This window comes from Desulfomonile tiedjei DSM 6799 (genome assembly GCF_000266945.1).
Lineage (GTDB): Bacteria > Desulfobacterota > Desulfomonilia > Desulfomonilales > Desulfomonilaceae > Desulfomonile > Desulfomonile tiedjei.
In genome coordinates this window covers 1,240,691-1,265,791 of the sequence record NC_018025.1, presented here as the reverse complement: position 1 = coordinate 1,265,791, position 25,101 = coordinate 1,240,691, and the positions used below count along the sequence as shown (strand labels likewise).

Here is a 25,101-nt window from a genome sequence, read left to right as displayed (position 1 = left end):
AATGATAGCGATAAGATGGACCGGCAGGGACGCCGGTCCCTACCAATATCCTGTAATTCCACACGCGGGACAAACGACAAAATTTTTGGCACTGACTATAAGACTGCGATAGCATTGGTGTCACCCCTCTAGGACCGCTCGCCGAAATTTGCCCGGTATCGCTGCCAGTATTCGTCTATAGTGAAGCGGTGGCACTGGGTGCCTTGGCATTCCACTCCGAAGCTTGCGCACACGGCCCCCATTCTGGCTGATTCCTCGAGGCTATTTCCCGTGACGAGTCCTTTCAGCAGACCCGCTCTGAATGCATCGCCTGCTCCGGTAGGATCGGAGACCTTGTCTGCCTTGGCAGCCGGAATGGGAACCTGTCCCTGTCGCGTCTTGATGAGTGCGCCATCTTCTCCCAGGGTAGTGATAATGGCTTCGGTTCTTTCGAGAATGTCCTCCTGGGACAACCCTGTTGTTCGCAGAATCATCTCCAGTTCGTAATCGTTGGAGATCAGCAGCTTCGAACCATTGATCATATCAGCTATACGGTCCGGTTTCAGTGCGGGTATCGATTGGCCCGGATCGAAAATATAAGGAATCTGTTTTTCTCTGCAATCTTTGCAGTAGAGATACATGTCATCCAGATTGCCGGGGGCGATTATCGCTATGGTGTCGGACGGTTCTGTTCCGTCTATTGTATAATTGCACGCATACTTCATGGCGCCGGGATTGAATCCGGTGATCTGATTATCTGCTATGTCCGTAGTGATATAAGCACCTGCCGTGAACTCTTCGGGAATGGCTCGTATTCCTTCCAGGGACAAACCGAGAGATTGTAACCACACTTTGTAACTGTCAAAGTCCTTTCCCGCGGTCGCAAGAATGAGCGGATTCTCGCCCAACAGAGCCAAGTTGTAGGCAATATTGCCCGCAGTTCCGCCGAACTGCTCTTTCAGCCCATTCACCATGAAACATACGTTCAGCACGTGAATCTTATCAGGAAGGATATAGCTGGAGAATTTTTCGGGGAAATCCATGATTCTGTCGTATGCGAGTGATCCCGACACCAGAATGCGCATCTAAAGCTCCTTTTGCAGATAAATCCAATACTAACCCAAAAAAAGCATATGGGATGAGACAATCTTCTGTCAAGTGTCTCTCCACGTTATTGCTTCTGTTGTTTTCCTGTTAGAAAGCGAACGACTGTGTAATGTGAGACTGAGGACCGTATAAACGTGAACGATCTGAACCCGCATGAAATGCTGAGAAAACAGCAAGGTCACCTCAATAGTCCATCTTGGAGCCATCAGCTCAATGGGGGTTTTTTACTTGACACTACAAAAATGAGAGCGTAGTCTGATATCAATTGAAATTTTCGTTCGTTGCAAATCGTTGGTTATGACAGAATGGGCCGAGGTCGGACCATTCTGAAGGGTGCGGACACGTGTTGACCCTCAGACACAGAGTGGGGCACGCGAATCTAAGGGGGGCTATCCGGAATTATTTACTGGGGCTTTGGGGGTTCTTCTTCGTTCTTTTCGACATGGGAATAACAGCGGCCTTTTTCTCCGGTTTCCAAATATCAGAGCCGGTATCGTTGGGAAGTGTAGAATCTGAGATATCAACGCCTTTGTCGGTGGCTCAAGAAAAGACTTTTTTTAAGCGTAACCGCGTTGAAGCAACAATTACCGCGTACAAATCCAAGACGGATGCAGCATCGGACATGCTGAGGGGAAAGCTCGATAAGGTTGTTATCGGTGATTTCGTCGCTTCGAGATTGGCCGTAGATGGCAACGATATTCAGATCCTGGCGACATTACGCGAGTTTGGAAATGTGAAAAGAATATCGATGAAGGACCGCGCAGTTAATTCTGTTTACGATCTAAAGGGAAAGCGCATCGGACTGGAGCGGGATCTAGAGGCCGAGCGGATACTGAGCCCACACTCGTCGGCCCATATGGAACCTGAAGATGTACTCACTCCGGATCCGGACCCGAAGGACCAAATCAGTGCCCTTGAACACGGCGAAGTCGATGCAACGGTAATCTTTGAACTATTCGATCATGAGATAATGGAGAAGCTCGGCTCGCGTGCTCGTATCGTTTCTACGGAACGTGAAGAATTGATGCTTGGTGTCCCGATCGGCACCGAAAAACTGACGAGGACAAAACCGAATCCTGTAAAAAATGTCCTGACAAGTATGGTGAAGGTGAAAACTTATGTCCGGCGCAATCCGGACGATGGTCGAGAAATAGCCCCGAAGCGGTTGAGCCCAAGAGTCTCCTTATACGGACTCGAGAAGCGTTCGACCGGTTCCACTGCCGAAGTGAACGTGAATCAAGCCCTGGTACTCACAATGGAAGGTCAGGATCAATGGCTCACGTCCGGACGGCAACCAGCTACCGGGAAATTGCCTAATTTACTCCACTTCATGGAATTAGAAGCTTTGAATCACGTGAAACCCGGTACTGTCTCCATTATCCATTAGGGAATCGCCATGACAATCAGGAGACGACTCCAAGTAGGTTCGCTTCTCTTCGCAGTCTTTTGTTTGCTCATTGTGGGAAAAGTTTGTCTGGACGCTCGTTATACCGAACAGGCATTGAACGAGCTGAGGTTGGATGCGGAGATCGTAAGAAGTGCTTTCGATTTGCAGGTTCTTGCCGATCAATGGCTATCGGATCCACAAGAAGGCTCTCTGCTGCAATGGAACGCGAAGAATGCGACCCTTGCAAAGCTTCTGCGCCGAATCAGTGAGTCCGGCCGAACGGACAGTCGATCGATAGATGAGCTGCACCAGGACCACAGCAGAATCAGAACGATTTTCGGCGATATTGTCCAGATAAGACAGGAAAATGAAGAGCTCTCAAATCCCAAAATGAGTCGGGTCGAGCAAGATCTCAAGCAGATGCTCAATGTGAAGCTCCAGTCTATGGCAAGTAAGGCATCAAATACGTACAGAGCTTCAGAATCTGCGGTCTTGATCACAATAAGAAGATCAGTGGACGCATTGCTGGTACTGCTCATCCTCATGCTGTTGCTCATAATCGGGAATTGGATACAGGTACATCGAGCAATAATATATCCCTTGGGCATCCTTGCACATGGAGCGGAAATTATCGGCAGCGGAAACTTGGACCATACGGTCGATATCGAAAGCAAGGATGAAGTGGGCAAAGTGGCTTCTTCGTTCAATCAGATGGCAGCGAACCTCAAGAAGACCATTTCTCAGGTCGAACAGGAAATTAAAGAACGCAGGCAAGCTCAAGTGGCGTTGCAGGAACAGGCCGCGGAATTGGCCCGTTCGAACGCCGACCTGGAGCAATTCGCGTATGCCGCTTCTCACGATCTCCAGGAGCCTCTCCGGAATATTTCGAGCTGTATGCAAATGCTCGAACGATGGTACAGAGACAGTCTTGGAGCTGAGGGGAAACAGCTCATTTGCTATGCGGTGGATTCGGCAAACCGGATGAAGGACCTCATTAACGATCTTCTGGTCTATTCGAGAGTGGGAGCACGCGTAAAGGAATTCCGATTGACAGATACTGCACGAGTATTCGATTCCGCAGCAGCAAATCTTCGGCTTGCAATCATTGAAAGTGGAGCGATGATCACACGCGATGATTTGCCTCGCATTCTCGCAGATGATATCCTGCTCATCCAGGTGTTTCAAAACCTCCTTTCCAATGCTCTTAAATTCAGAGGGAGAGACGATCTACAGATCCATGTTTCCGCAAAACAACGGGACAGTGAATGGGTGTTTTCCGTACAAGACAATGGCATAGGAATCGAACCCGAGTTTTTTGAACGAATTTTTTCTATTTTCCAGCGCCTTCACACACGAGCGGAGTATCCCGGCACCGGCATTGGACTTGCCTTGACAAAGAGGATATTGGACCATCACGGGGGTAAAATTTGGGTAGAATCCGAGTATGGAAAAGGTTCAACTTTCTTCTTTACCATACCCGATAGGAGATGATATGCCTATAGTCACTCTGAATCTCAAGCCAGTGGAAATCCTGCTCATTGAAGATAATCCTGTTGACGCGACGATGACCAAACAGGCTCTTCGCGAAGGAAAGATCAAGGTCAATTTGAATGTGGTGACTGACGGGGTGGAAGCCATAAAGTTCTTGAAGAGATCAGGCATGTACGAAAAAACCCCGCGCCCGGATTTGATTCTCCTGGATCTTAATCTGCCCAAAAAGAGCGGCCGAGAGGTGCTTCAAGAGATAAAGAGTGATGGAGATCTTAAAACCATCCCGGTTGTGGTGTTAACGACTTCAAAAGCAGAGGAAGATATTGTAAAAAGCTATGAGTTACATGCAAATTGTTTCATCTCAAAACCCGTGGATCTCGATCGGTTTACAGAAGTGGTGAAATCAATCGAAGACTTTTGGTTTACCGTGGTAAAATTACCTGACGATTGAGGTCCGAACATGCAAAACGAAAATCTGAACATTTTGGTAGTTGAAGATAATCCGATTGATGCGCTGGTCCTGGAACAAGCTTTGAGAGAGGAACGCAGTCAGTTTTCCTGTCATCGCGTTCAGTATCTCAAAGATGCAGTTAAACGGATAGAAGAGCAGAACTTTGATGTTATGTTGCTGGATCTTGGCCTTCCGGACAGCAACGGAATAGGTACCTTTATCAAGGCGCACACCTTCGCACCCGATCTCCCCATTGTTGTCCTGTCCGGACTCGATGACGAAGCACTGGGCGTTGAGGCGGTGAAACTTGGGGCACAGGATTATCTGGTCAAAGGAAAGACGGACGGATACGTTCTTGCCAGAGCAATTCATTATGCCATTCAACGCCAGAGACTTGTCAATGACAGACGAACAGCGGAGTACGCTCTCAGACAAAGTGAGGAGCGCTTCAGGACCATATTCGAAGGCGCTATGGACTGCATATACCTCAAGGATCGTTCGCTCAGATATACTCAAGTGAATCCTGCAATGGAAAGGCTTTTCGATTTACCGGCCAATGCTTTTATCGGCAAAACGGAACAGGAAATCTTGGGGGAAGATGTATCCGCTTACACGAAAGACATTGAAGCCCGCGTGCTGAAAGGCGAGATGATTGAAGAAGAGCACACCCGAAGAATACATGGTGTTCCGGTCACTTTTATTGAGGTCCGAGTTCCCAATCGCAATGCTGATAATCAGATAATCGGGCTCTGCGGAATTGCGAGGGATATTACCGAACGCAAGAAGACGGATTTTGTACCTCCCAATCAAATCGACAAGTATTCCTCACCGGTAATGAAGCAAACCATGGCCAGACTCATCATGGCTGCCGAACGCGAAGCGACTATCCTTCTGCTGGGAGAAAGCGGCTGCGGAAAAGACTATCTCGCCCGTTTCATCCACGTGCATTCGAAGAGAGCCGACGGACCTTTTTTCGCCATAAACTGTGCGGCAGTTGCGCCTGAATTGGCGGAATCGGAGCTTTTCGGGCACGAACGCGGAGCATTCACGGGTGCACACGGAAGAAAACGAGGCCTGTTGGAGTTAGCAGAAGGCGGGACTCTTCTTCTAAATGAAATCGGCGAGTTATCATTGACGCTCCAGGCAAAGCTTCTCACATTTCTGGATACACGCCAATTTAACCGTGTTGGGGGCGAAAAGAGTATTTCCGTTAATGCTCGACTAATTGCCGCCACCAACAGGGATCTCGAAAAAGAAGTTGAAAGCGGCCGTTTCAGAAAGGACCTTTATTACAGACTCAATGTGATTTCCATCAGTATTCCGCCATTGCGTGAACGACGCGAGGACATTCCCATTCTCGTGAGAGAGATGATTGCGAAATTGCGGAGCGAAATTCAGCTTCCGGGCATGCCGCATATTTCCCCGGCCGCGATGGATGCGCTCGTGAATTATCATTGGCCCGGAAACGTTCGGGAACTGCGCAATGTTCTGGAACGGGCCCTCATGCTTTCCGACAATAGGAATATCTCGCTCAGCCACCTGGGGCTGGATGGAAGCATCAGTAAAGAGTGGTCCATGTCTGTCAACTTCCCGCACGATCGAACTTTGAATGATATTACTCGGGAGGTGAAGAGTGCTCTCGTGAACGAGGCTCTTCGCAGATCCAATGGGAGTCGCCAGGGAGCTGCTCGACTGCTCGGGATTTCCCGTTACTCACTCAAGCATTATATGAATTCACTGGATCTCGATTTCGATGAGGATTAATGCCATTTGGCATGTGCATCACCCGTCGTTCCTTCTGTTCCAACCGGACGAAGAGACCGGAGAGTGAGGTCAGCGCTCCGAGAAACCTCTGGTATTGGCCAAGAACCCTGTTGCGAAGGAATATGCTTCGATATTGAAAATAAGGTCTGTTCATGGAAATCCATCGGCTGAAAGTTTTCTGCAAAGTGGTTGAACTGAGAAGTTTTACAAAAGCTGGAGAAAGCCTTAAACTCGCTCAACCTACCATAAGCGAGCACATTCGAGGCCTCGAGGAATCGCTTGGGGAAAAGCTCATAGATCGTCTTAGCAGAGGCGTCCTTCCAACTCCTGCAGGGAGAATCCTCTATCAGTACGCGCGGAATATCATTCAGCTCAGTGATGATGCAATCCAGGCTTTGGAGCATTTCAAGGGAAAATTGGCGGGAACCCTTGTGCTGGGAGCAAGCACTATCCCCGGCACATACGTGCTTCCAAGGCTCGTAGGTCTGTTCAAGACTCTTCATCCTGCAATTCAGATCACACTTCGTATTTCCGACACTGCAGAGATCGCAGGCAGCGTGGTCGAAAACGATCTGGAGGCAGGCTTCGTCGGCTCGAAACCAGGGGATCGGAGACTTTCATCGGAAGAATTCTTTCTGGACGAGCTTGTGCTGGTAGTATCCCCGGAACATCCCTGGACGAGAAGAGGCAGTATCGAGCTGGAAGAACTGTCTGGGGAACCGTTCATTATGCGGGAAGACGGTAGCGGCACCCGGACGGCCATGACTCGCATTCTCGAACAGGCGGGTTTCGATGCTTCTCGGCTGAACATTGTGGCGGAGATGGGGAGCACCGAAGCGGTACGGCAGGGAATCAAAGCTCGGATCGGAGTATCCATACTCTCCCGTGAAGCTGTTGCCGAGGATTTTCGCTACGGCACACTCGCTCCGGTTCCGGTGGATGGAATCCGCTTCCCGAGACCGTTGTTTCTGATCCATCGCAAAAACCGACAACTGTCCCCTGTCTGTTCGGAATTCCTCAATTTTATCCGAGACAAAAAAGAGCCCTCTGCAAATCAAGTTTAATTCCGAAATGTTATAGCAAGTGTACAAGACAGTGTCCAATTGCGAAAAGCACTTCTCGGCAATTGGTAGGTGCCGTGCCTCCGTGCCGGCACATTTTTCAAATACAAATCAACCGGTTTCGGGTCGGCAGGGACGCCGACCCCTACCGTTCACCTAAAGCACAATGTGTTCAAAAAGTCTGAAATTATGTCATCTGCTATAAGAGCTTTTTGGGAGGGGTCTTGGGAAACCTTTTACAAAAAGGTTCCCCGAATCTTACTGCTTTGAAAGCACATTGGTATTACAGGATCTTTTCTGCCGCTCGTTTCAGCGCGGAAGTAATCTGGGGAATCCAGTCCAGGTGTTCCGGTTTCATCATACATGCCCGTAAGCAGGTGATATAATCCTGATCCCATTCTAGAGAAGGCCAGTGGTCTGCGAGCAGGTAGGCAGGAAGGTTCGCTTTTGCGAGGTGGAGATTCTCAGCCGCTGCGCCGTCAAACAGTTCCGAAGCCAATCTGGAAGCCTCTGAAGCGGATCGAGCAGCTACTGCCCATATGACGATATCCAGTTCGGGTTCCATTGCCGTCATGAAACGGGAGTCTTCTGTCAGGAATGTAAAGAACTTGAGAGCAGCGGTCCGGCATCTTTCGAGATCGTCAGCAAATTGTCCTCCACGAACGAGGGGAAACATCTTCTGCGTAGCCCACAGCGCTACTGCTGAGGCACCCGGTCTCGAACACTCCAGACTTATCTCCCCCAGGTGAAGCTCTGAGGACGTGAAATATGTGTACGGAGAATCATGTTTGTAAAATCTTCCTACGGACGGATCTTTGAACAATACACATCCGCATCCGTACGGTTGAAGTCCGTGCTTGTGCGGATCCACAACAATGGAATCGACTTCGTGCAGTCTATCGTATGCCGTTCTGGAAGAATCACGAAGGTTTTGTGCCAGGATGAAATAGCCGCCGTACGCAGAATCGACATGCAGTCTGAATCCGTACTTTTTCCGAAGCTCGATAATTTCCGGAAGCGGGTCTATGGAGCCTGTCGCAGTGGTCCCCAGAGTAGCCACAACGGTTCCCACATCGCCTCGTTTCAGCAGTGTTTCAAGATCGTCGGTTTTCATGCGAGCAAGATTGTCACACGGCACGGCCTCGAAGGGGATATTCAGTACTCCGCAGATCCGGCTGTGAGTGTAATGAGCCTGCACGGAAGCCACGATTTTTTTGCCCGGATTTACTGAACCCGCAATCCATAGGGCTTCAAGGTTGGCCATGGTTCCGCCGCTGCAGAGATGTCCGAGGTGAATATCCCATCCGAAAATCCGCGCTATTTCGGCGACTGCTTCTTTTTCCATGTGAGAACTGCAGCGACCGCCATCAAGAGCATGATTGTTGGGATTAATCCACAGAGAAAGCGCATAGGCCAGTCGAGCGATAGGATGGGGAGGTTTCAGCATTTGGCCGACGTACAGAGGGTGCTCATAGGGGTAGTTGTCCTTCATCCGCTCTGCCACCTCGGTGAGAATGGATTCAAGGGCGGTTGTGTCAACAGAGCGGCCAAAGTGAGGTAATCCGTCGAACCCCTGCTCAAGTTTTTCGAGTGCCTTTCCGAGAAGGGAAAGGCTCTTTACTTCCAGAGTCATTGCTTTGCTCCGACATATCGAGTCATTTTTCCAGGGTACTATTTGTAACACGCTGTATTTGGCAGGACAACCGTCAGAGAGAATTTGTGGTATCTATTCATTTTTACCGGCGATGAATCTCCGGCCTATTGTCTGCTGTTCCTTCGAAACCAACAGCCAAATGAAGCCTAAGTCAGCGCATTGATCACGGGATACTTCCCGCGTGACTGAACGGTTACACGGGGACCATGCACGGGAGTTCTTTGACTGGCAGATTCACCGGCCCCTACTGGAGCATGGGGAACATTTTCTATTTTAACTTCCCCAATTTTCCTGGTGGAGGAAATGTACAAACCTGCCCAAGTTGATTATTGTGGAACTATTTAATTGTTGAGTGTTTCTCCTTCAAGAGAAGCTTTTGCCTTATCCGGCAAGCTCACCACGCCTGACATACCCACTTGAAGCTTGCGGTCCGAGTTATCCAGCAAGATGTGCACGCGTTTGCTCCTGGATGCAGGATCGATCAGACTCGACACTTTTTCCACTCTTCCTTCAAATGTGCGGCTGCCATAATGGAAAGCGGCTTTCTTGCCTATTTCGAGTTCACCGAGCCTCGCTTCGGGCCAATTGACGCGAGCATACACCTTGCTCGTGTCGATCACTCCAAAAAGCTTTTCCAGATTTTCCACTGCTTCGTACGGCTCGTGGTACAGAACGGAAATATTGCCCGAAAAGGGTGCTCGTATGATGCAGGCTTCAAGATTTAACTTGGCTTGTTTGAGCTTGAAATCGGCTTCTTCTTTTCTCGCCGAGAGAATGCTTACCTCTGACCGGGCTTTTACCACATCGTCGTACGTGCAAGCTCTCTTGCTGTAAAGCTCTTCCTGAATAGCGACGTTTTCCTTTGCTCGTTCCAGAGTACGCTCGACAGCCTCATAGTTGCCCCGGAACTCTCCAACAAGAGCTTCGTACCGAGCACGCGAGATTTCGGCGATGACGACACCCTGGTCCACAGTATCGCCTTCTTTGAACTTCATGAAATCTATGATTCCCCGGACTTCAGTGGACACCGTGCAGGACTGGTAAGGATAAATGACAGCACTGATCCTTTCGGGAGATGAAATTCCCAGATCTTCTTTACCCAGTCCGCCGAAATCCGGCGCATCTTTGGCCTCGGTCTGAGAAGCGGCAACAACGGTATTATCCTGCTTTTCGGTAACATCAGCCGGTGCAACCGAATTAACCAGCATATACGACGCAATCACTCCTACACAAAGCGCAAGTCTAAAAAACAGTCTCATTATTCCTCCAAACTATGCGATCGGCCGAAGATTCGCTGCACGAACCAGCCGCCCTATTTCGGAATCCCGCAATCCGATCAGTCTGATACCGATTCGCTTCTCTTTCCGTAATCCGAGAGGCTGGAGGTATCCTTCGCTATGTTATGTGCATAACTGCGAAATGGTATGACATACGGTTCGGGAATTCTACCATGAAACATTTCTGAGATGTCAGAGGATTCTTGGGGACAACCGAACTTCTTTGCGGTCCCCCGGATCTCGTGTGTTATCCGGTTTTCCTACTTCATCTCATGAAAATGCCAGAGACCCGACGCTTATAATCCCAGAATATCGGCAATCTTAAGATCTTCCAGTTTCAGAGATACCGCCTCTTGAATGGGGAAGAACCCGAAATTGAGTCTTTTTCCTTCTTCAACCGCTTCAGAGTAACCTTCCAGAGGTGTTTCGGGTGAAGTACTCCCGGCCGCACCAAGGTTGGGCTGAGCCAAATCTTCCATTCGTTCCCACAAATCGATCTCTTCCGCATCGAAGTAAAGCCGTTTTCCTAAGAACACCTCACGAGTGTAGCCTTCCAGCTTTGTCACAGGAGGAACGCTCCCGTGATATTCAGGAATCGGCTGCTGAAGATTACCGTTGCTCAAATTCTTCAACACGGCTTCCAGACTGTCATCACTCGGATGCAAAATGTCCCCGACCACGCTGCCACCGGGCAGACGCAGAAAATCCTCCGGGAACACAATCTTGTCTAACAACTGTTTATAATCGGGAGATCCTATATCGAACCGTTCCAGAGATTCGCGATACTCGTCAGGACCTTTGTCGATCGGGAAAACCTCGGGGTTTCGAGGTTCGTACGGCATATCTCCGGCAGGCAGATCCACGGTGATCGTGAAACTCTGCAGCGCAGAACCGCCGTTTCCGTCCAGAACAAGTATCGTGACGGGCACGTCCCCGGCAAAGGCAGGATCGGTTCGCCATTGCACGAAGCCTGTGTGCGAATCTATTGTCATTCCCGAAGGTGCCTGAAACAGCGAGTATGTCACATTGTCGTCGCCGCGCCAGTCATGCTGTCCTTCATCGGTTGTATTCGGGTCATATTGGAACCACAGTGTGGCGCGTATCACTTCCCCGTCAGGAGGGGGAGTTGTGAACACCGGATCGGTATTCAGGACCGACACGTTAAATTCTTCGGCTGACGTGCTCTGATGCCCGTCGTGATGCGTTACCCGAAACGTATACTGCCCCACATCCCGATTGGTGGTATCCCATTTCATGGAGCCTGTTGTCGCATCGAAAGCGATATCCGACCCTTGATTGTTCGTCGCGTTATAGGTGCTGACATCGACAAATCCGGGGTCACCATCACGCTCAATCTCCAATGTGTAGAAAGTGCCGGGGCCCACTCTTTCGTCATTGGCATGAACAACAGCATCACTCAGATCGAGAGATATGCCGTCCTCCTGAATTACCTGATCCGGAATGGCGCCGATCACGGTGACCTCGTTGGTTACATTCACGTCCATAGTTCTATCTGCAGTACCGCCATGACCGTCATCCAGGTGGATGGTGAACTGATACGGAGCCCTGAACTGATCGCCTCCCGTGTCAATAGTGACATCCGTATTCGTGGTCTGCCACTGTATTTCGCCGGTCAAAGAGTTGAAAACGACTTCTCCGCCATCGGGCCCATTGGGTCTGTATCCCGGCGTCCAAAGCACTCCGTCTATGTACAAGGTATATTGAGTCGGTCCGACACCTTCGTCACTGGAGTTGACCAATGTCTCATCCAGAGTCCATAATGACGGAATGCCGGGATTGTTTGTGCCATCATCCTCGTGCAGCGTCCACTGGCTCGGTACAGTGAAAGAGGACGGATCGTTGTTCACCCTTACCTGGAACGTGTCACTGCTGGATGTATTGTGATTGTCATAATGGGTCACGCGGAATGTATACGTGCCTACATCAGCATTATTGGGATCCCAATCGATCTGTCCCGACGTCCCGTCGAAGAGAATGTCTCCTCCTGCCCCGTTATTCGCATTCCAGGTGCCGAGAGATACAAAGCCCGAGCCGTCGTCTACTTCCAGCGTGTAATAGGTTCCCGGCCCCACCTGTTCATCCGTTGCATTGACCACCAGATCGGATACTGTCAAATGAGTGTCTTCAGTTACCGTCTGATTGGGAACATCGCCGATGATGGTGGGTTCGTTGGTCACGTCCACATTCATGGTCTTACTGACCACACCGCCATGACCGTCGTTCACTTCGATGGTGAACACGTACGGAGCCCGGAATACCCCACCGCCCGTATCTATAGTCACGTCGGCATTGGTGCTCTGCCAGTCGATCTCGCCGGTCGCGGTATTGAAGACGATTTCGCCGCCATCCGCATTAGTACGGAATCCCGAATACCACGCAACGCCGTCAACGTACAACATGTACTGGGTCGGGCCTACGCCTTCATCGCTGGAATTCACGTCCGACTCGTCCAAAGTGAACAGCGTATCTTCGTGCACTTCCCAACTAATCGGAATATCCAGTGTTGGATCGTTGTTCGCAACGTCAACCTGGAACGTATCGCTGTTGGAGGTATTGTGATTGTCGTAATGGGTCACGCGGAACGTGTACGTGCCCACATCAGCATTATTGGGGTCCCAGTCTATCTGCCCTGATGTTGTATTGAAGAGTATGTCGTTACCTGTTCCGTTATTCGCATTCCAGGTGTCGAGAGATACGAAGCCGGAGCCGTCATCTACTTCCAGCGTGTAGTAGGTTCCCGGACCGACCTGTTCGTCCGTTGCATTGACCACCAGATCGGACACGGTCAGGTGACTGTCTTCCGTTATCGTCTGATTCGTAATATCGCTGATTATCGTGGGTTCGTTGGTCACGTCCACATTCATGGTCTTACTGACCACACCGCCATGACCGTCGTTCACTTCGATGGTGAACACGTACGGAGCCCGGAATACTCCACCGCCCGTATCTATGGTTACGTCAGCATTGGTGCTTTGCCAGTCGATCTCACCGGTCGCAGTATTGAAGTCGATTACGCCGCCATCCGCATTCGCACGGAATCCGGAGTACCACGCAATGCCGTCAACGTACAACGTGTACTGGGTCGGGCCTACGCCTTCATCGCTGGAATTCACGTCCGACTGGTCAAGCGTGAACAGCGTATCTTCGTGCACTTCCCAGCTTATCGGAATATCCAGTGTTGGATCGTTGTTCGCAACATCAACCTGGAACGTGTCACTGCTGGATGCATTGTGATTGTCATAATGGGTCACGCGGAATGTATACGTGCCCACATCAGCATTATTGGGGTACCAATCGATCTGACCTGTGATCGTGTTGAAGAGTATGTCGTTACCTGTTCCGTTATTTGCATTCCAGGTGCCGAGAGATACAAAGCCCGAGCCGTCGTCTACTTCCAGCGTGTAATAGGTTCCCGGCCCCACCTGTTCATCCGTTGCATTGACCACCAGATCGGATACTGTCAAATGAGTGTCTTCAGTTACCGTCTGATTGGGAACATCGCTGATTATGGTGGGTTCGTTGGTCACGTCCACATTCATGGTCTTACTGACCACACCGCCATGACCGTCGTTCACTTCGATGGTGAACACGTACGGAGCCCGGAATACTCCACCGCCCGTATCTATGGTTACGTCAGCGTTGGTGCTCTGCCAGTCGATCTCGCCGGTCGCGGTATTGAAGACGATTTCGCCGCCATCCGCATTAGTACGGAATCCCGAATACCACGCAACGCCGTCAACGTACAACGTGTACTGGGTCGGGCCTACGCCTTCATCGCTGGAATTCACGTCCGACTCGTCCAAAGTGAACAGCGTATCTTCGTGCACTTCCCAGCTTATCGGGACATCAAGTGTCGGATCGTTGTTCGCAACATCAACCTGGAACGTGTCACTGCTGGATGCATTGTGATTGTCATAATGGGTTACACGAAACGTGTACGTGCCCACATCAGCATTGTTGGGGTCCCAATCGATCTGACCTGAGATCGTGTTGAAGAGTATGTCGTTGCCCGTCCCGTTATTCGCATTCCAGGTGACAAGAGAAACAAAGCCCGAGCCGTCATCTACTTCCAGCGTGTAGTAGGTTCCCGGACCGACCTGTTCGTCAGTAGCGGTTACGATCAGATCCGATACCGTCAGGTGACTGTCTTCCGTTACCGATTGATTTGTAATATCGCTGATTACCGTGGGTTCGTTGGTCACGTCCACATTCATGGTCTTACTGACCACACCGCCATGACCGTCGTTCACTTCGATGGTGAACACGTACGGTGCTCTAAACACCCCACCGCCCGTATCTATAGTCACGTCAGCATTGGTGCTTTGCCAGTCGATCTCACCGGTCGCAGTATTGAAGTCGATTACGCCGCCATCCGCATTCGCACGGAATCCCGAGTACCATGCAATGCCGTCAACGTACAACGTGTACTGGGTCGGTCCTACGCCTTCATCGCTGGAATTCACGTCCGACTCGTCCAAAGTGAACAGCGTATCCTCGTGCACTTCCCAGCTAATCGGAATATCCAGGGTCGGATCGTTGTTCGCAACATCAACCTGGAACGTGTCACTGCTGGATGCATTGTGATTGTCATAATGGGTTACACGAAACGTGTACGTGCCCACATCAGCATTGTTGGGGTCCCAATCGATCTGACCTGAGATCGTGTTGAAGAGTATGTCGTTGCCCGTCCCGTTATTCGCATTCCAGGTGACAAGAGAAACAAAGCCCGAGCCGTCATCTACTTCCAGCGTGTAGTAGGTTCCCGGACCGACCTGTTCGTCAGTAGCGGTTACGATCAGATCCGATACCGTCAGGTGACTGTCTTCCGTTATCGTCTGATTCGTAATATCGCTGATTATCGTGGGTTCGTTGGTCACGTCCACATTCATGGTCTTACTGACCACACCGCCATGACCGTCGTTCACTTCGATGGTGAACACGTACGGTGCTCTAAACACCCCACCGCCCGTATCTATAGTCACGTCAGCATTGGTGCTCTGCCAGTCGATCTCGCCGGTCGCGGTATTGAAGACGATTACGCCGCCATCCGCATTCGCACGGAATCCGGAGTACCATGCAATGCCGTCAACGTATAACGTGTACTGGGTGGGGCCTACGCCTTCATCGCTGGAATTCACGTCCGACTGATCTAGTGTGAACAGCGTATCCTCGTGCACTTCCCAGCTAATCGGGACATCCAGTGTCGGATCGTTATTTGCAACGGAAACGCTAAAGTCATCCGAAGCTGTTGACTGATGCCCATCATTGTGGGTTATACGAAACGTATAATTCCCCACATCCGCGTTGTTCGGAGTCCAGTCGATTTGGCCGGTCAAAGTGTTGAAAGAAATGTCAGCTCCCATACCGTTGCTCGCGTTCCACGCGGCCAAGGAAGTGAATCCGGATCCATTATCGATCTGTAAAGAGTAAGAAGTTCCCGTTCCTACTTCTTCATCGCGGGCTTGCACAAGAGAGTCGTTAAGAGTAAACGGCGTATCTTCAGTCAAAGATTGAGGCCCCACGTCGGTTATATCTGTGGGATCGTTCAGCACATTGACAGAGAACTGAACCGGAGGATTCGTATATTCGACTCCGGGATTGCTATCATCACCGGATATCCGGAATAGATAAGGAATCCTATCCTGGCCACTCAGAGAATTGATGGTAACATCTGCATTCGTGGTCTGCCAGACGATTACCCCAGTGTTTTCATCAAAAAGAATCTCCCCACCAGTCGGGCCGTTCGGCCGGTCTCCGGAAGTCACTGTTGTCCAGGTAAGACCATTGTCCAGACTAATTTCCAGAAGATACGTCACCCCTCCGCTGAGCGCCTCGTCATCGGAATAAATGTCCAGGGTGGAGTTTGCCGCAGTATCGTCTTCGATCAATGTCCACGGGCCCGGATTGGTGATCGCAGGAGGTCTATTGTTTACCGAAACCTGGAACGTGTCACTGCTGGATGTATTGTGATTGTCATAATGGGTTACGCGAAACGTGTACGTTCCCACATCTTCATTATTAGGATCCCAGTCAATTTGACCGTTCGTCGCGTTGAATGAGATGTCGTCACCTACCCCGTTATTCGCATTCCATGTGGTAAGAGAAACAAAACCTGAACCATCGTCTACTTCAAGAGTGTAGTAGGTTCCCGGGCCGACCTGTTCATCCGTTGCGGTTACGATCAGCTCGGATACTGTCAGGTGATTGTCTTCAGTTACCGATTGATTGGTGATATCGCTGATTACGGTCGCTTCGTTGGTCACCGTGACGTCCATGGTCTTTGAGGTCACTCCGCCATGACCGTCATCCACTTCAATGGTGAACACGTACGGCGCTCTGAACGGTGCACCACCCGAGTCTACGGTCACGTCAGCATTCGTGCTCTGCCAGTCGATCTCGCCAGTTAGTGTGTTGAAGATTATCTCGCCGCCATCCGCATTCGCACGGAATCCGGAGTACCATGCAACGCCATCAACATACAAGGTGTAATGAGTCGGCCCCTGCCCCTCATCACTGGAGTCCACGTCCGACTGATCCAGCGTGAACAGCGTATCCTCATGCACTTCCCAGCTTATTGGAATATCCAGTGTAGGGGGAACATTCGTTACGGAAACGGTGAAATCGTCCGGAGCTGTCGATTGATGGCCGTCATTGTGGATCATGCGAAACGTGTAATTGCCCACGTCTGCATTGTTGGGAGTCCAATCGATTTGACCGGTCAAAGTGTTCAGAGAGATGTCGCTGCCGGTTCCATTATTTGCATTCCATGTCGCCAGAGTGACGAATCCAGAACCATTGTCGATCAGGAGCGAGTAAGAAGTGCCGGTCCCTATTTGTTCGTCACGGGCGTTCACAGAAGCGCCATCAAGTGTAAACGGCACATGTTCGGTCAAGGATTGAGGCCCGATATCGGTTATGTTAGTGGGATCGTTTCGGACATTGACAGAAAATTGAACCGGCGGATTCGTGTAATCCACTCCGGGATGATTGTCGTCACCCGATATCCGGAACAGATACGGAGTTCTGTCCTGCAAGCCCAAAGAATTTATGGTGACATCTGCATTGGTCGTCTGCCAGACGATTACGCCGGTGTTTTCATCAAAGAGAATTTCCCCACCAGTGGGGCCGTTCGGCCGGTCCCCGGAAGTCACCGTTGACCAGGTAAGGCCATTGTCCAGGCTGATTTCCAGGAGGTATGTCACTCCTCCGCTGAGAGCCTCGTCATCGGAGAAGATATCCAGAGTTGAGTTTGCCGCAGTATCGTCTTCAATCAAGGTCCAAGGACCGGGATTGGTTATGGTCGGCGGTCTATTGTTCACCGTAATCTGGAACGTGTCGAAACTTGAAGTGTTATGGTTGTCGTAGTGCGTTACCACGAAAGTGTACGTGCCCACATCCTCGTTATTAGGATCCCAGTTGATTTCGCCGGTAAGCACGTTGAAATCGATGTCGTCTCCAAGCCCGGCATTCAGATTGTACGTGACCACATCGACCGAGCCCGATCCGTCATCCACTTCAAGAGTGTAGTATGTGCCGAGCCCCACCTGCTCGTCGGTGGCAGTCGTATTGATGTACAGATGATCGTCTTCCAAAATCGGCTGATTCGGAATATCACCCACGACAGTAGGCTCGTTGGTGACTGTCACCAACATAGGAGATGCTGTGAGTACTCCTCCGTGTCCGTCGTCGATGGTGATAACGAACTCGTATGGCGCTCTGAACACGTTTCCACCCGTATCGATTGTCACATCTGCGTTTGTGCTTTGCCAGTCAATCTGTCCTGTCGTGGTGTTGAAGACGATCGCTCCGCCACCGGCATTCGGGCTGTACCCCGGAGTCCAGAGTACACCGTCTATATACAAAATGTACTGCGACGGTCCGATACCTTCATCGCTGGAATCCACCAGCGACTGATCCAGGGTGAAAAGAGTGTCTTCATGCACGTCCCAGGTGGCGGGGACTGTCAATGTTGGCGGATCGTTCGTCACCGTTACGGTGAAGTTGTCGGATGCGGTGCTCTGGTGACCGTCATTATGGGTCAAGGTGAATGTATAATTGCCCACGTCCGCGTTGTTCGGGGTCCAGTCGATTTGACCGGTCAAAGTGTTCAGCACGATGTCGTTGCCTGTACCGTTGTTTGCATTCCACGTGGCAAGAGAAACAGGCCCGGTTCCGTCATCGATCTGCAGCGAATAGTAGGTGCCCGTACCGATCTGCTCGTCCCGAGCGTAAACCGAGGCACCGTCAAGCGTCCAGGGAGAGTCTTCCGTGAGTGCCTGGGGACCTGTATCAGTAATATCCGTGGCTGTATTCCACACGTTCACATTAAATGTGAGGGGAGGATTGGTATAGCTGGTTGCAGGGTGAGCATCATCTGCTGAGACCCGAAACTGATACGCAGGACGATCTTGTCCGCCCAGGGAATTAACTGTAACGTCTGCATTGGTGGTCTGCCATACGACTACTCCGGTGACCGGATCGAAATTGATAATTCCACCGGTGGGTCCGTTAGGCTGATATCCGGAGGTCACGTTAATCCAAGACACCCCGTCCCAGAATTCCAGTTTGTAGGTGACGCCAATTCCGAGGTTTTCTTCGTCGGATTGGATATTGTAGGTTGAATTGGCCGCAGTATCGTCTTCAACAAGATTCCATGTACCGATATTTGTAATTCTCGGGGGCTGATTATTCACCGTCACTACGAAGTCGTCCTGAGCCTCATCCCCTCGACCGTCAAAGTGTTTTACAATGAACAGAAACTGGTGAGAGTTTTCGTTCAGCGCAAGGTTGCGGTCATTGGGAGTCCACCCGATTGCGCCGTTTTCTCTGTTGAAGGTGATGTCCGCTGCCAAAGCGTCATTGCTTGCATTGTAGTCAGTGTAAAGGACCGGAGCCAGCGGGCCGGTATTGTCAACATCTATCCACAATTCGAAATACGTATCCGAAAATCTTATAGAACCTGACGGAGCCTCAATCTGCTCATCTCGAGCCACAACGTTATTGTTTGCCAGGGTCATGGGCGAATCTTCGTTCACGGTTCGGTCTTGGAGAGGTTGAAATGACGTGTTCCGACCGACTTGAGTATCTGCATTGAGGACCGTTACGCTAAATTCACGCCAGGGTGAAAGATTGTTCGTGGGATTCCCGTCGTCGGCCTGAACACGAAACTTGTAAGGCACTGTCGGGTTGCCTGCCGCATCAAAAGTGACGTCAGCATTGGTTGGAGTCCAGATGATCTCGCCGGTTTGGGTATTGAAGCTTATCGCTCCGCCGTAGGTCCCATTGGGTTTATTTCCGACAAAAGCATTCCAATCGGTCCAGTCGGAACCATCTCCCTTTACGCTGATCTGTAGTCTGTAGGTGACCCCGACACCTTCTTCATCCGACTGAAGGTAGTTTTGCAAGTAGCTGTAAAGAGTATCTTCCGTAAGCACCCAGTCCGGGATCAACGGAGGAATCGGGTCCTGTGGAAGCGTAGGTTCGACGTTGTCGATCGTTATGAAAAAAGTGTCCACATCGGAGCTACCATGGCCGTCATGATGCGTGATCCTGAATGCATGATGATATACGCCTGCATCGAGAATCTTGGGCACATCCGCATTGTTGGGAGTCCAGGATATGGCTCCGGTCTTGGTATCGAATATGATATCAGCGCCATTCCACGCGTTGTTCGTCGTATTATAGGTTCCATCATCTATGCGGATCCAGGTTCCGTTGTTATTGAGCGATATCTCCAGAGTGTAATAATCCTCGGTGTACATCGAGTATTCGTCGATGGCATGCACCATGTCGTTTGTTATCTGGAGGAGCGTGTCTTCGGTAATGACCTGATCCGATACGTGAGTCGTAATGTCCGTCGGACTGTTGTTGACCGTAAGTGTGAACGGTTGGTAGGCGTGAACGGTTCCATCGAAGAAATCAATGGTGAAGGTGTACACTCCTACCAGATGATTGTCTGGTGACCCGTCGGCATTCTGAGTGCTCAACGGATCGATCGAGAGTTCCCCTGTTTTGGCGTCGATCTGTAACCAGGACGGCGCTCCGATCAACGTATAATCGATCTTATCGCCAAAAAAACGTTCGAATGGTTCGTCCGTGGTGCTTACGTTAAAAGGTAAATTGGTAAGCTGCTCTTCAGTCCAGATGACGGCGTTGGGCGTCGTATACACAGGATCGGTATTCTGCACCTTGAGTACGAAATTGATGGTATCCTCTCCACCATTGCCATCGAACACTTTAATAGGAACAATCAGCCCGTTCGGGTCGTTCACCACTTCGGAATTCGTGGGACTTACCACGACGACTCCACTCGTGCTGCACAGGAACCCATACGCATCCGCATTGAAGCCGAACCCGTCGTCGGCGAACCGCACGCCAGGCGGAGTAGTCGCAGGATCGAGAGAATAGTAGACCTGAGTTCCAGCGCTGAGATTGTGTTGGCCTTCGTCATCAGACAACAGATTGAATCGTACGGGAGTAGCGTCCTCTGTCAGAGTAAAGGTGTAACTGGTTCCCGGTGGATTAAGGAAGCTTACTGCCTTGTTCGTAACGTGGAGAGTAAAGTTCTGATCGACAACGCTGCCATTCCCGTCATCAACCCTCACCAGGAAAGTATAGTCGCCCACTTCGGCATTGGTGGGATTCCCGGTAATGAGTCCTGTCTTGGAGTTGATGCTAATCCAGGAGGGGACTCCGGAACCTACCAGGCTGTAAGTTGTGCCCGGTGCGCTTTTGTCATCGAATTCATCATCTGTCTGGACGTTGAAACTCAGAGCGGTATCTTCTTGGACAGTAGTGTTGTCGGATGAAGAGAACACCGGATCGCGGTTCACTACCTCAATGGTGATCGTCTCTGTGGTGCTTCCGGTGATTCCGTCCGGATCGCTCGGATCGACATACCCGAAGGACCTGCTTCCATTCAGGTCATGAGCAGTGACCGTGAAGGTGTAGGTGCCTACGTGTCTGTTCGTGGGATCTGCAGTTATAATGCCCGTCAACGGGTCCAATTGCATCCACTGCGGCGCTCCCGACCAGGTGTAATAGGTAGTGCCCTGCCCTTCGTCGTCTGTATGCAAGTCTATAATATCCGTGCCGGAATCTTCGTGCATACCGTCAACGCCAATGAATGTCGTTTGGGTAAACACCGGATCTCTATTGGGGACGATCAGCGTAAACGTCTGATTGCCTCCGCCGTGACCGTCTTCAGCATGGATCACAAACGTATGCGTTCCAGGTAGCGTGTTATCAGCGGAAAATCCAGCGTCTGTGCTGAGAACTCCCGTTGAGGGATCGATAGTAAGATGTCCCTGTAACCAGGTAGGAATACTTCCTGCCACAAGCGAGTATGTGACTGCAGGATCGTCATCGGTATTGACGTCGAATGAGAATTGTGTGGAGCTGTCCTCCTGCCAGTAGGCACTCCCTGGAGTGGTGAAATTCAGGACATTGTCCAGAGTTACCGTGAGCGTCTGATCTATAACACCTCCATGACCGTCGTCAAAAACAATTCGAATGTTCCATGTACCCATGGTTTCGGCGTTCGTGAGGGTCCGGGTAGCATAGATTTCCCCTGTGTACCGATCGACGGCCAGCCAGTCAGGTACAGCATCGGCTCCTGCAGCAAGTGTGTATTCCGTCTCTGTTCCGTGGTTTTCATCCGTATTATTCGGACTGTATCCCGGATGAGTAGTTCCGTCTTCGGTAAAGACGACTGACATAGGCGGAGTGGTCCAGATCGGATCGACATTATCTACATAGAGTCTGATAACCGTGTCCACGTATCCGCCGGATGCTGAAGGATCGAACACCCTTACGGTAAAGGTGTACGGCGTGTGTGAACCACTTACCGGATCGTACGTCACCTGATCGTTTGTTGGCGAGCCTGAATTTGCACTGATGACGCCTGTGATAGGGTCTATGGAAATCCAATCGGGAGCGCCTGCAAGCAACTGATAGCTCACTCCGGCATCGTTCTCATTTTGCCACTGTACATTGAACACCTGATCGGGTTCATCTTCCAGCCATGTGACGGTATTTGGTGAATAGAATCCCGGATCGTACTGTATCGGGTCGATGGGCGGTATATCCGTGAAATGGAGCTGTAAGGTTTGATCTATGGTGACCGTACCATCGAAGAAGTGGATCGGTATGTCAAGATCGAAGGTAGCAGGTTTTACTCCGGGACCGGTTGGATCGACGACGATCTGGCCGGTCTTATCGTCCCAGGCTATGCTCAGCCAGCTCGGGAGAGCAGGAAGATCCAGGATGTACTCGTTATTATTGTCCGAGCGCTCGTCAGTCGTATGGAGATCGATAATCTGGGTCGAACCGTTGATATCAATGACGGAATCATAGTGCGGAGATCCGTTGCTCGGGTCTCGTAGGGGATCCCAGGACGGCGCCACGTTCTGAACGGTGAGCGTGAAGCTCTGCGACACCACGCCGCCATGCCCGTCATTCGCTGTAACCGTTATGAAGTAGGCTCCTACCTGAGCATTCTCCGGAACTGCCCAGATGTACCCGGTGTTCGTATCGATATTCAGCCAGGAAGGCGCATCGCTGAAAGAATAGGTTGCCGGGCCCTGGCCTTCGTCGGTGTTATTGATACCACTGAATGACTGATAACCCCCGTCTTCAATCCAGGTCACATTTGGAATGGCCGGGAAACTCGGCGCAACATTGGCCACATTGATTACCATCACCTGGTCCGTAACACCACCCTTACCGTCGTTCAGACGAACGGTAAAAGTGTATGAACCGACATCCCCATTGTCAGGAGTCCCGCTCAACACTCCGGTGGCCGAATTTATGGAAAGGAAACCGGGTGCACCAAGGAGCGAATACGTTGTCGGCCCATCGGCTTCGTCATTCAACGGACTGGCAACATTCAGATCAAAGGAGAATGGAGAGTCTTCGGTCACGTTCAGTTCGGGATATCCCGAACCGCCTGTAGACGGAAGTTCGGTAAAAACCGGAACTTTGTTCACAAGATTAATGGTAAAGAACTGAGTCGCCACTCCGCCATGCTGATCGTCCACCCTGACGTTGAATACGTAGATTCCGCCGACATCGACGTTGCCGCCGGTTGGAATCGTCATCAGTCCGGTATTGGGATCTATGGAAACCTGAACTCCAGCGATTGTAGGAGGATTAATGAGAGAAAACACTGCACCAGGTTCAGGATCGGTAAGTTGCACCTGGAATGTAGTGCCGGTAGAGTCTTCCTGAACATTCACCGTATTCGGCAGACCGATCTCCGGCGGTGTATTCGTTACCGTGAGGGTGAAATCCTGGAGAACCGGGGAGGCTCCCGTATATTCAGTAGAAACGATGGTGAAGTGATGATCGCCTACTCTTGAGTTGTCAGGCTGAGACAGGTCGTCGATCGGTCGAATCACTCCCGTAGTGGGATCGATCTGGAGCCAATTATCCCAGATCAGACCTCCACCGGTAACTTTCGGATCGCTCAAATCGAATGAGTAGGTAACTCCCGCACCCGGTAGCCCTTCTTCTACGGTTTGGACGTTGAAACTTTGATTCTGCACGTCTTCCGTCCAGGTTGTGGCGTCCGAAGAAGTGAACTCGTTGGGGATATTTCCGATATCCAACGTAAAGGTCTGCTGTTGAACTCCATCTGGAGCATTGCCGTCATTGAATTGAACGACCAGAGTGTGAGACCCCACTGTTCCGAGTGGCGGGTTTGCCGTAATAAGTCCTGTTGACTGATTAATCGATAACCAGGAGGGAACTGTTCCTCCGTCCAACGAGACAATTGTGTACGGGACTGCAGACAGAGAAATACCTTCATCCTCATTTTGGACATCGAAGGTCTGATTCCCGCTGTTCTCCGTCATATGAATTGTAGTCTCGAAATTGAGAAAGCCTGGAGCATCGTTCTGAACAGTGAGAGTAAAAGGCTGGCTCTGGTTGCCTTCAGCACTCTGGGCATTTACCACGAAATTGTAGCTTCCGACCAGCGTGTTGTCAGGATTGCCGGAGATAACTCCCGTGGACGGATCGATGGACACCCATCCGGGAGCGCCGGTCAGAGAGTACGTTACCGGTTTACCGGATTGCTCGGAATCCGTATGTACATCGAACAGCAGTTGCGTGTCCTCAACAACGGAAGCGTTATCCGCGGTGGTAAAATCCAGCGTATTATTTACCGTAAGAGTGAAAATCTGCGAAGTAACACCGCCGTGACCGTCATCAGCGAGAACCGAGAAGACATGAACACCCGTTTCCGCGTTTCCCGGATCGGCTGACAAAATGGCATTCTGTCCGTCATTCACAGTGGTAAGAGAAAGCCATCCAGGAGCACCGGAAAGACTGAATGCGCCTCCCAAGTTGAAGTCAGCGGAAATATTAATGACTTGAGGCCCGGCGTCTTCCGTGAACGTGCCGTTTGCCACGGAAGTGATTACCGGTGCAATATTATCTACGGTAACTTGAAACGACTGCTGATCGGTATGAGGAGCCGATCCATTTCCGCCGTCGTTTGAAGAAACAATGAAAGTGTAAGAGCCGACATCATGGTTGTTCGGTGTCCAACTGATGAGTCCGGTAGACTGGTTGAAGCTTACATCCGCTCCGACTCCGGCATTGAAATCCGCAACCGATTGGGGGCCGCTGCCTGAGTCAATTTCAAGGCTGTACGTGAATCCCGTCTCGCCCTCATCAGTCGCCTGAACATCCACGTTCATGGTAGAAGCTTCAGGCACGTTTTGATCGGTAATGGCCCCAATACTCGCATCCAGAACAATGCGCTCCTCCAACTGTTCGAACACTTCGAGGGGCTCGATGAATTTGACAAACAGGGAATCGATAAATTTTTTCATCACTTACCTCAGCTTTCGCCAAGAAGGGGACGTCCATGGTTTACTGTCGCTCCATCCGGGTTAGCCAGGAAA

Annotated in this window: 9 protein-coding genes; 5 read left to right on the top strand and 4 right to left on the bottom strand. The window is 50.8% G+C overall.

All coding sequences use genetic code 11. The features are described from left to right. Positions 1 to 128: 128 nt before the first annotated feature. A complete protein-coding gene (locus DESTI_RS05280) occupies positions 129 to 1,064 on the bottom strand; it encodes a carbohydrate kinase family protein (RefSeq protein ID WP_014808931.1) in 936 nt (311 codons plus the stop codon). Positions 1,065 to 1,429: 365 nt separating this feature from the next. Here DESTI_RS05280 and DESTI_RS05275 point away from each other — a divergent pair, with 365 nt between their 5' ends. From DESTI_RS05275 to DESTI_RS05255, 5 genes are all read left to right on the top strand, one after another. Beyond that, positions 1,430 to 2,473, top strand: a complete 1,044-nt coding sequence (locus DESTI_RS05275; protein ID WP_014808930.1) for an ABC transporter substrate-binding protein — start codon at positions 1,430 to 1,432, stop codon at positions 2,471 to 2,473. Between the two features lie 9 nt (positions 2,474 to 2,482). Then, positions 2,483 to 3,964 carry a sensor histidine kinase gene (locus DESTI_RS28480; protein WP_014808929.1) on the top strand — a complete coding sequence of 494 codons (1,482 nt, stop codon included), beginning with the start codon at positions 2,483 to 2,485 and terminating at the stop codon, positions 3,962 to 3,964. A 1-nt stretch (position 3,965) separates the two neighbouring features. Beyond that, positions 3,966 to 4,415 carry a response regulator gene (locus DESTI_RS05265; RefSeq protein WP_014808928.1) on the top strand — a complete coding sequence of 150 codons (450 nt, stop codon included), beginning with the start codon at positions 3,966 to 3,968 and terminating at the stop codon, positions 4,413 to 4,415. A gap of 9 nt (positions 4,416 to 4,424) precedes the next feature. Then, entirely contained in the window at positions 4,425 to 6,179 is a 1,755-nt protein-coding gene (locus DESTI_RS28475; RefSeq protein WP_014808927.1) for a sigma-54-dependent transcriptional regulator, read from the top strand. 152 nt (positions 6,180 to 6,331) lie between these two features. Next, positions 6,332 to 7,243, top strand: a complete 912-nt coding sequence (locus DESTI_RS05255) for a selenium metabolism-associated LysR family transcriptional regulator (protein ID WP_014808926.1) — start codon at positions 6,332 to 6,334, stop codon at positions 7,241 to 7,243. 280 nt (positions 7,244 to 7,523) lie between these two features. Here the strand turns inward: DESTI_RS05255 and DESTI_RS05250 are convergent, their stop codons facing one another. From DESTI_RS05250 to DESTI_RS05240, 3 genes are all read right to left on the bottom strand, one after another. Next, entirely contained in the window at positions 7,524 to 8,873 is a 1,350-nt protein-coding gene (locus DESTI_RS05250) for a pyridoxal phosphate-dependent decarboxylase family protein (RefSeq protein WP_014808925.1), read from the bottom strand. Between the two features lie 362 nt (positions 8,874 to 9,235). After that, a complete protein-coding gene (locus DESTI_RS05245; RefSeq protein WP_014808924.1) occupies positions 9,236 to 10,153 on the bottom strand; it encodes an efflux RND transporter periplasmic adaptor subunit in 918 nt (305 codons plus the stop codon). A 314-nt stretch (positions 10,154 to 10,467) separates the two neighbouring features. Continuing rightward, on the bottom strand, positions 10,468 to 25,029 hold the full coding sequence (locus DESTI_RS05240; protein WP_014808923.1) for a putative Ig domain-containing protein: 14,562 nt from the start codon (positions 25,027 to 25,029) through the stop codon (positions 10,468 to 10,470). Positions 25,030 to 25,101 lie beyond the last annotated feature (72 nt).

What these genes read in the sequence shown, in the direction of transcription:
- DESTI_RS05280 (WP_014808931.1), bottom strand. Translation starts at nt 1,064, where the DNA reads ATGCGCATTCTGGTGTCGGGATCACTCGCATACGACAGAATCATGGAT.
- DESTI_RS28480 (WP_014808929.1), top strand. Translation starts at nt 2,483, where the DNA reads ATGACAATCAGGAGACGACTCCAAGTAGGTTCGCTTCTCTTCGCAGTC.
- DESTI_RS05265 (WP_014808928.1), top strand. Translation starts at nt 3,966, where the DNA reads ATGCCTATAGTCACTCTGAATCTCAAGCCAGTGGAAATCCTGCTCATT.
- DESTI_RS28475 (WP_014808927.1), top strand. Translation starts at nt 4,425, where the DNA reads ATGCAAAACGAAAATCTGAACATTTTGGTAGTTGAAGATAATCCGATT.
- DESTI_RS05255 (WP_014808926.1), top strand. Translation starts at nt 6,332, where the DNA reads ATGGAAATCCATCGGCTGAAAGTTTTCTGCAAAGTGGTTGAACTGAGA.
- DESTI_RS05250 (WP_014808925.1), bottom strand. Translation starts at nt 8,873, where the DNA reads ATGACTCTGGAAGTAAAGAGCCTTTCCCTTCTCGGAAAGGCACTCGAA.
- DESTI_RS05245 (WP_014808924.1), bottom strand. Translation starts at nt 10,153, where the DNA reads ATGAGACTGTTTTTTAGACTTGCGCTTTGTGTAGGAGTGATTGCGTCG.
- DESTI_RS05240 (WP_014808923.1), bottom strand. Translation starts at nt 25,029, where the DNA reads ATGAAAAAATTTATCGATTCCCTGTTTGTCAAATTCATCGAGCCCCTC.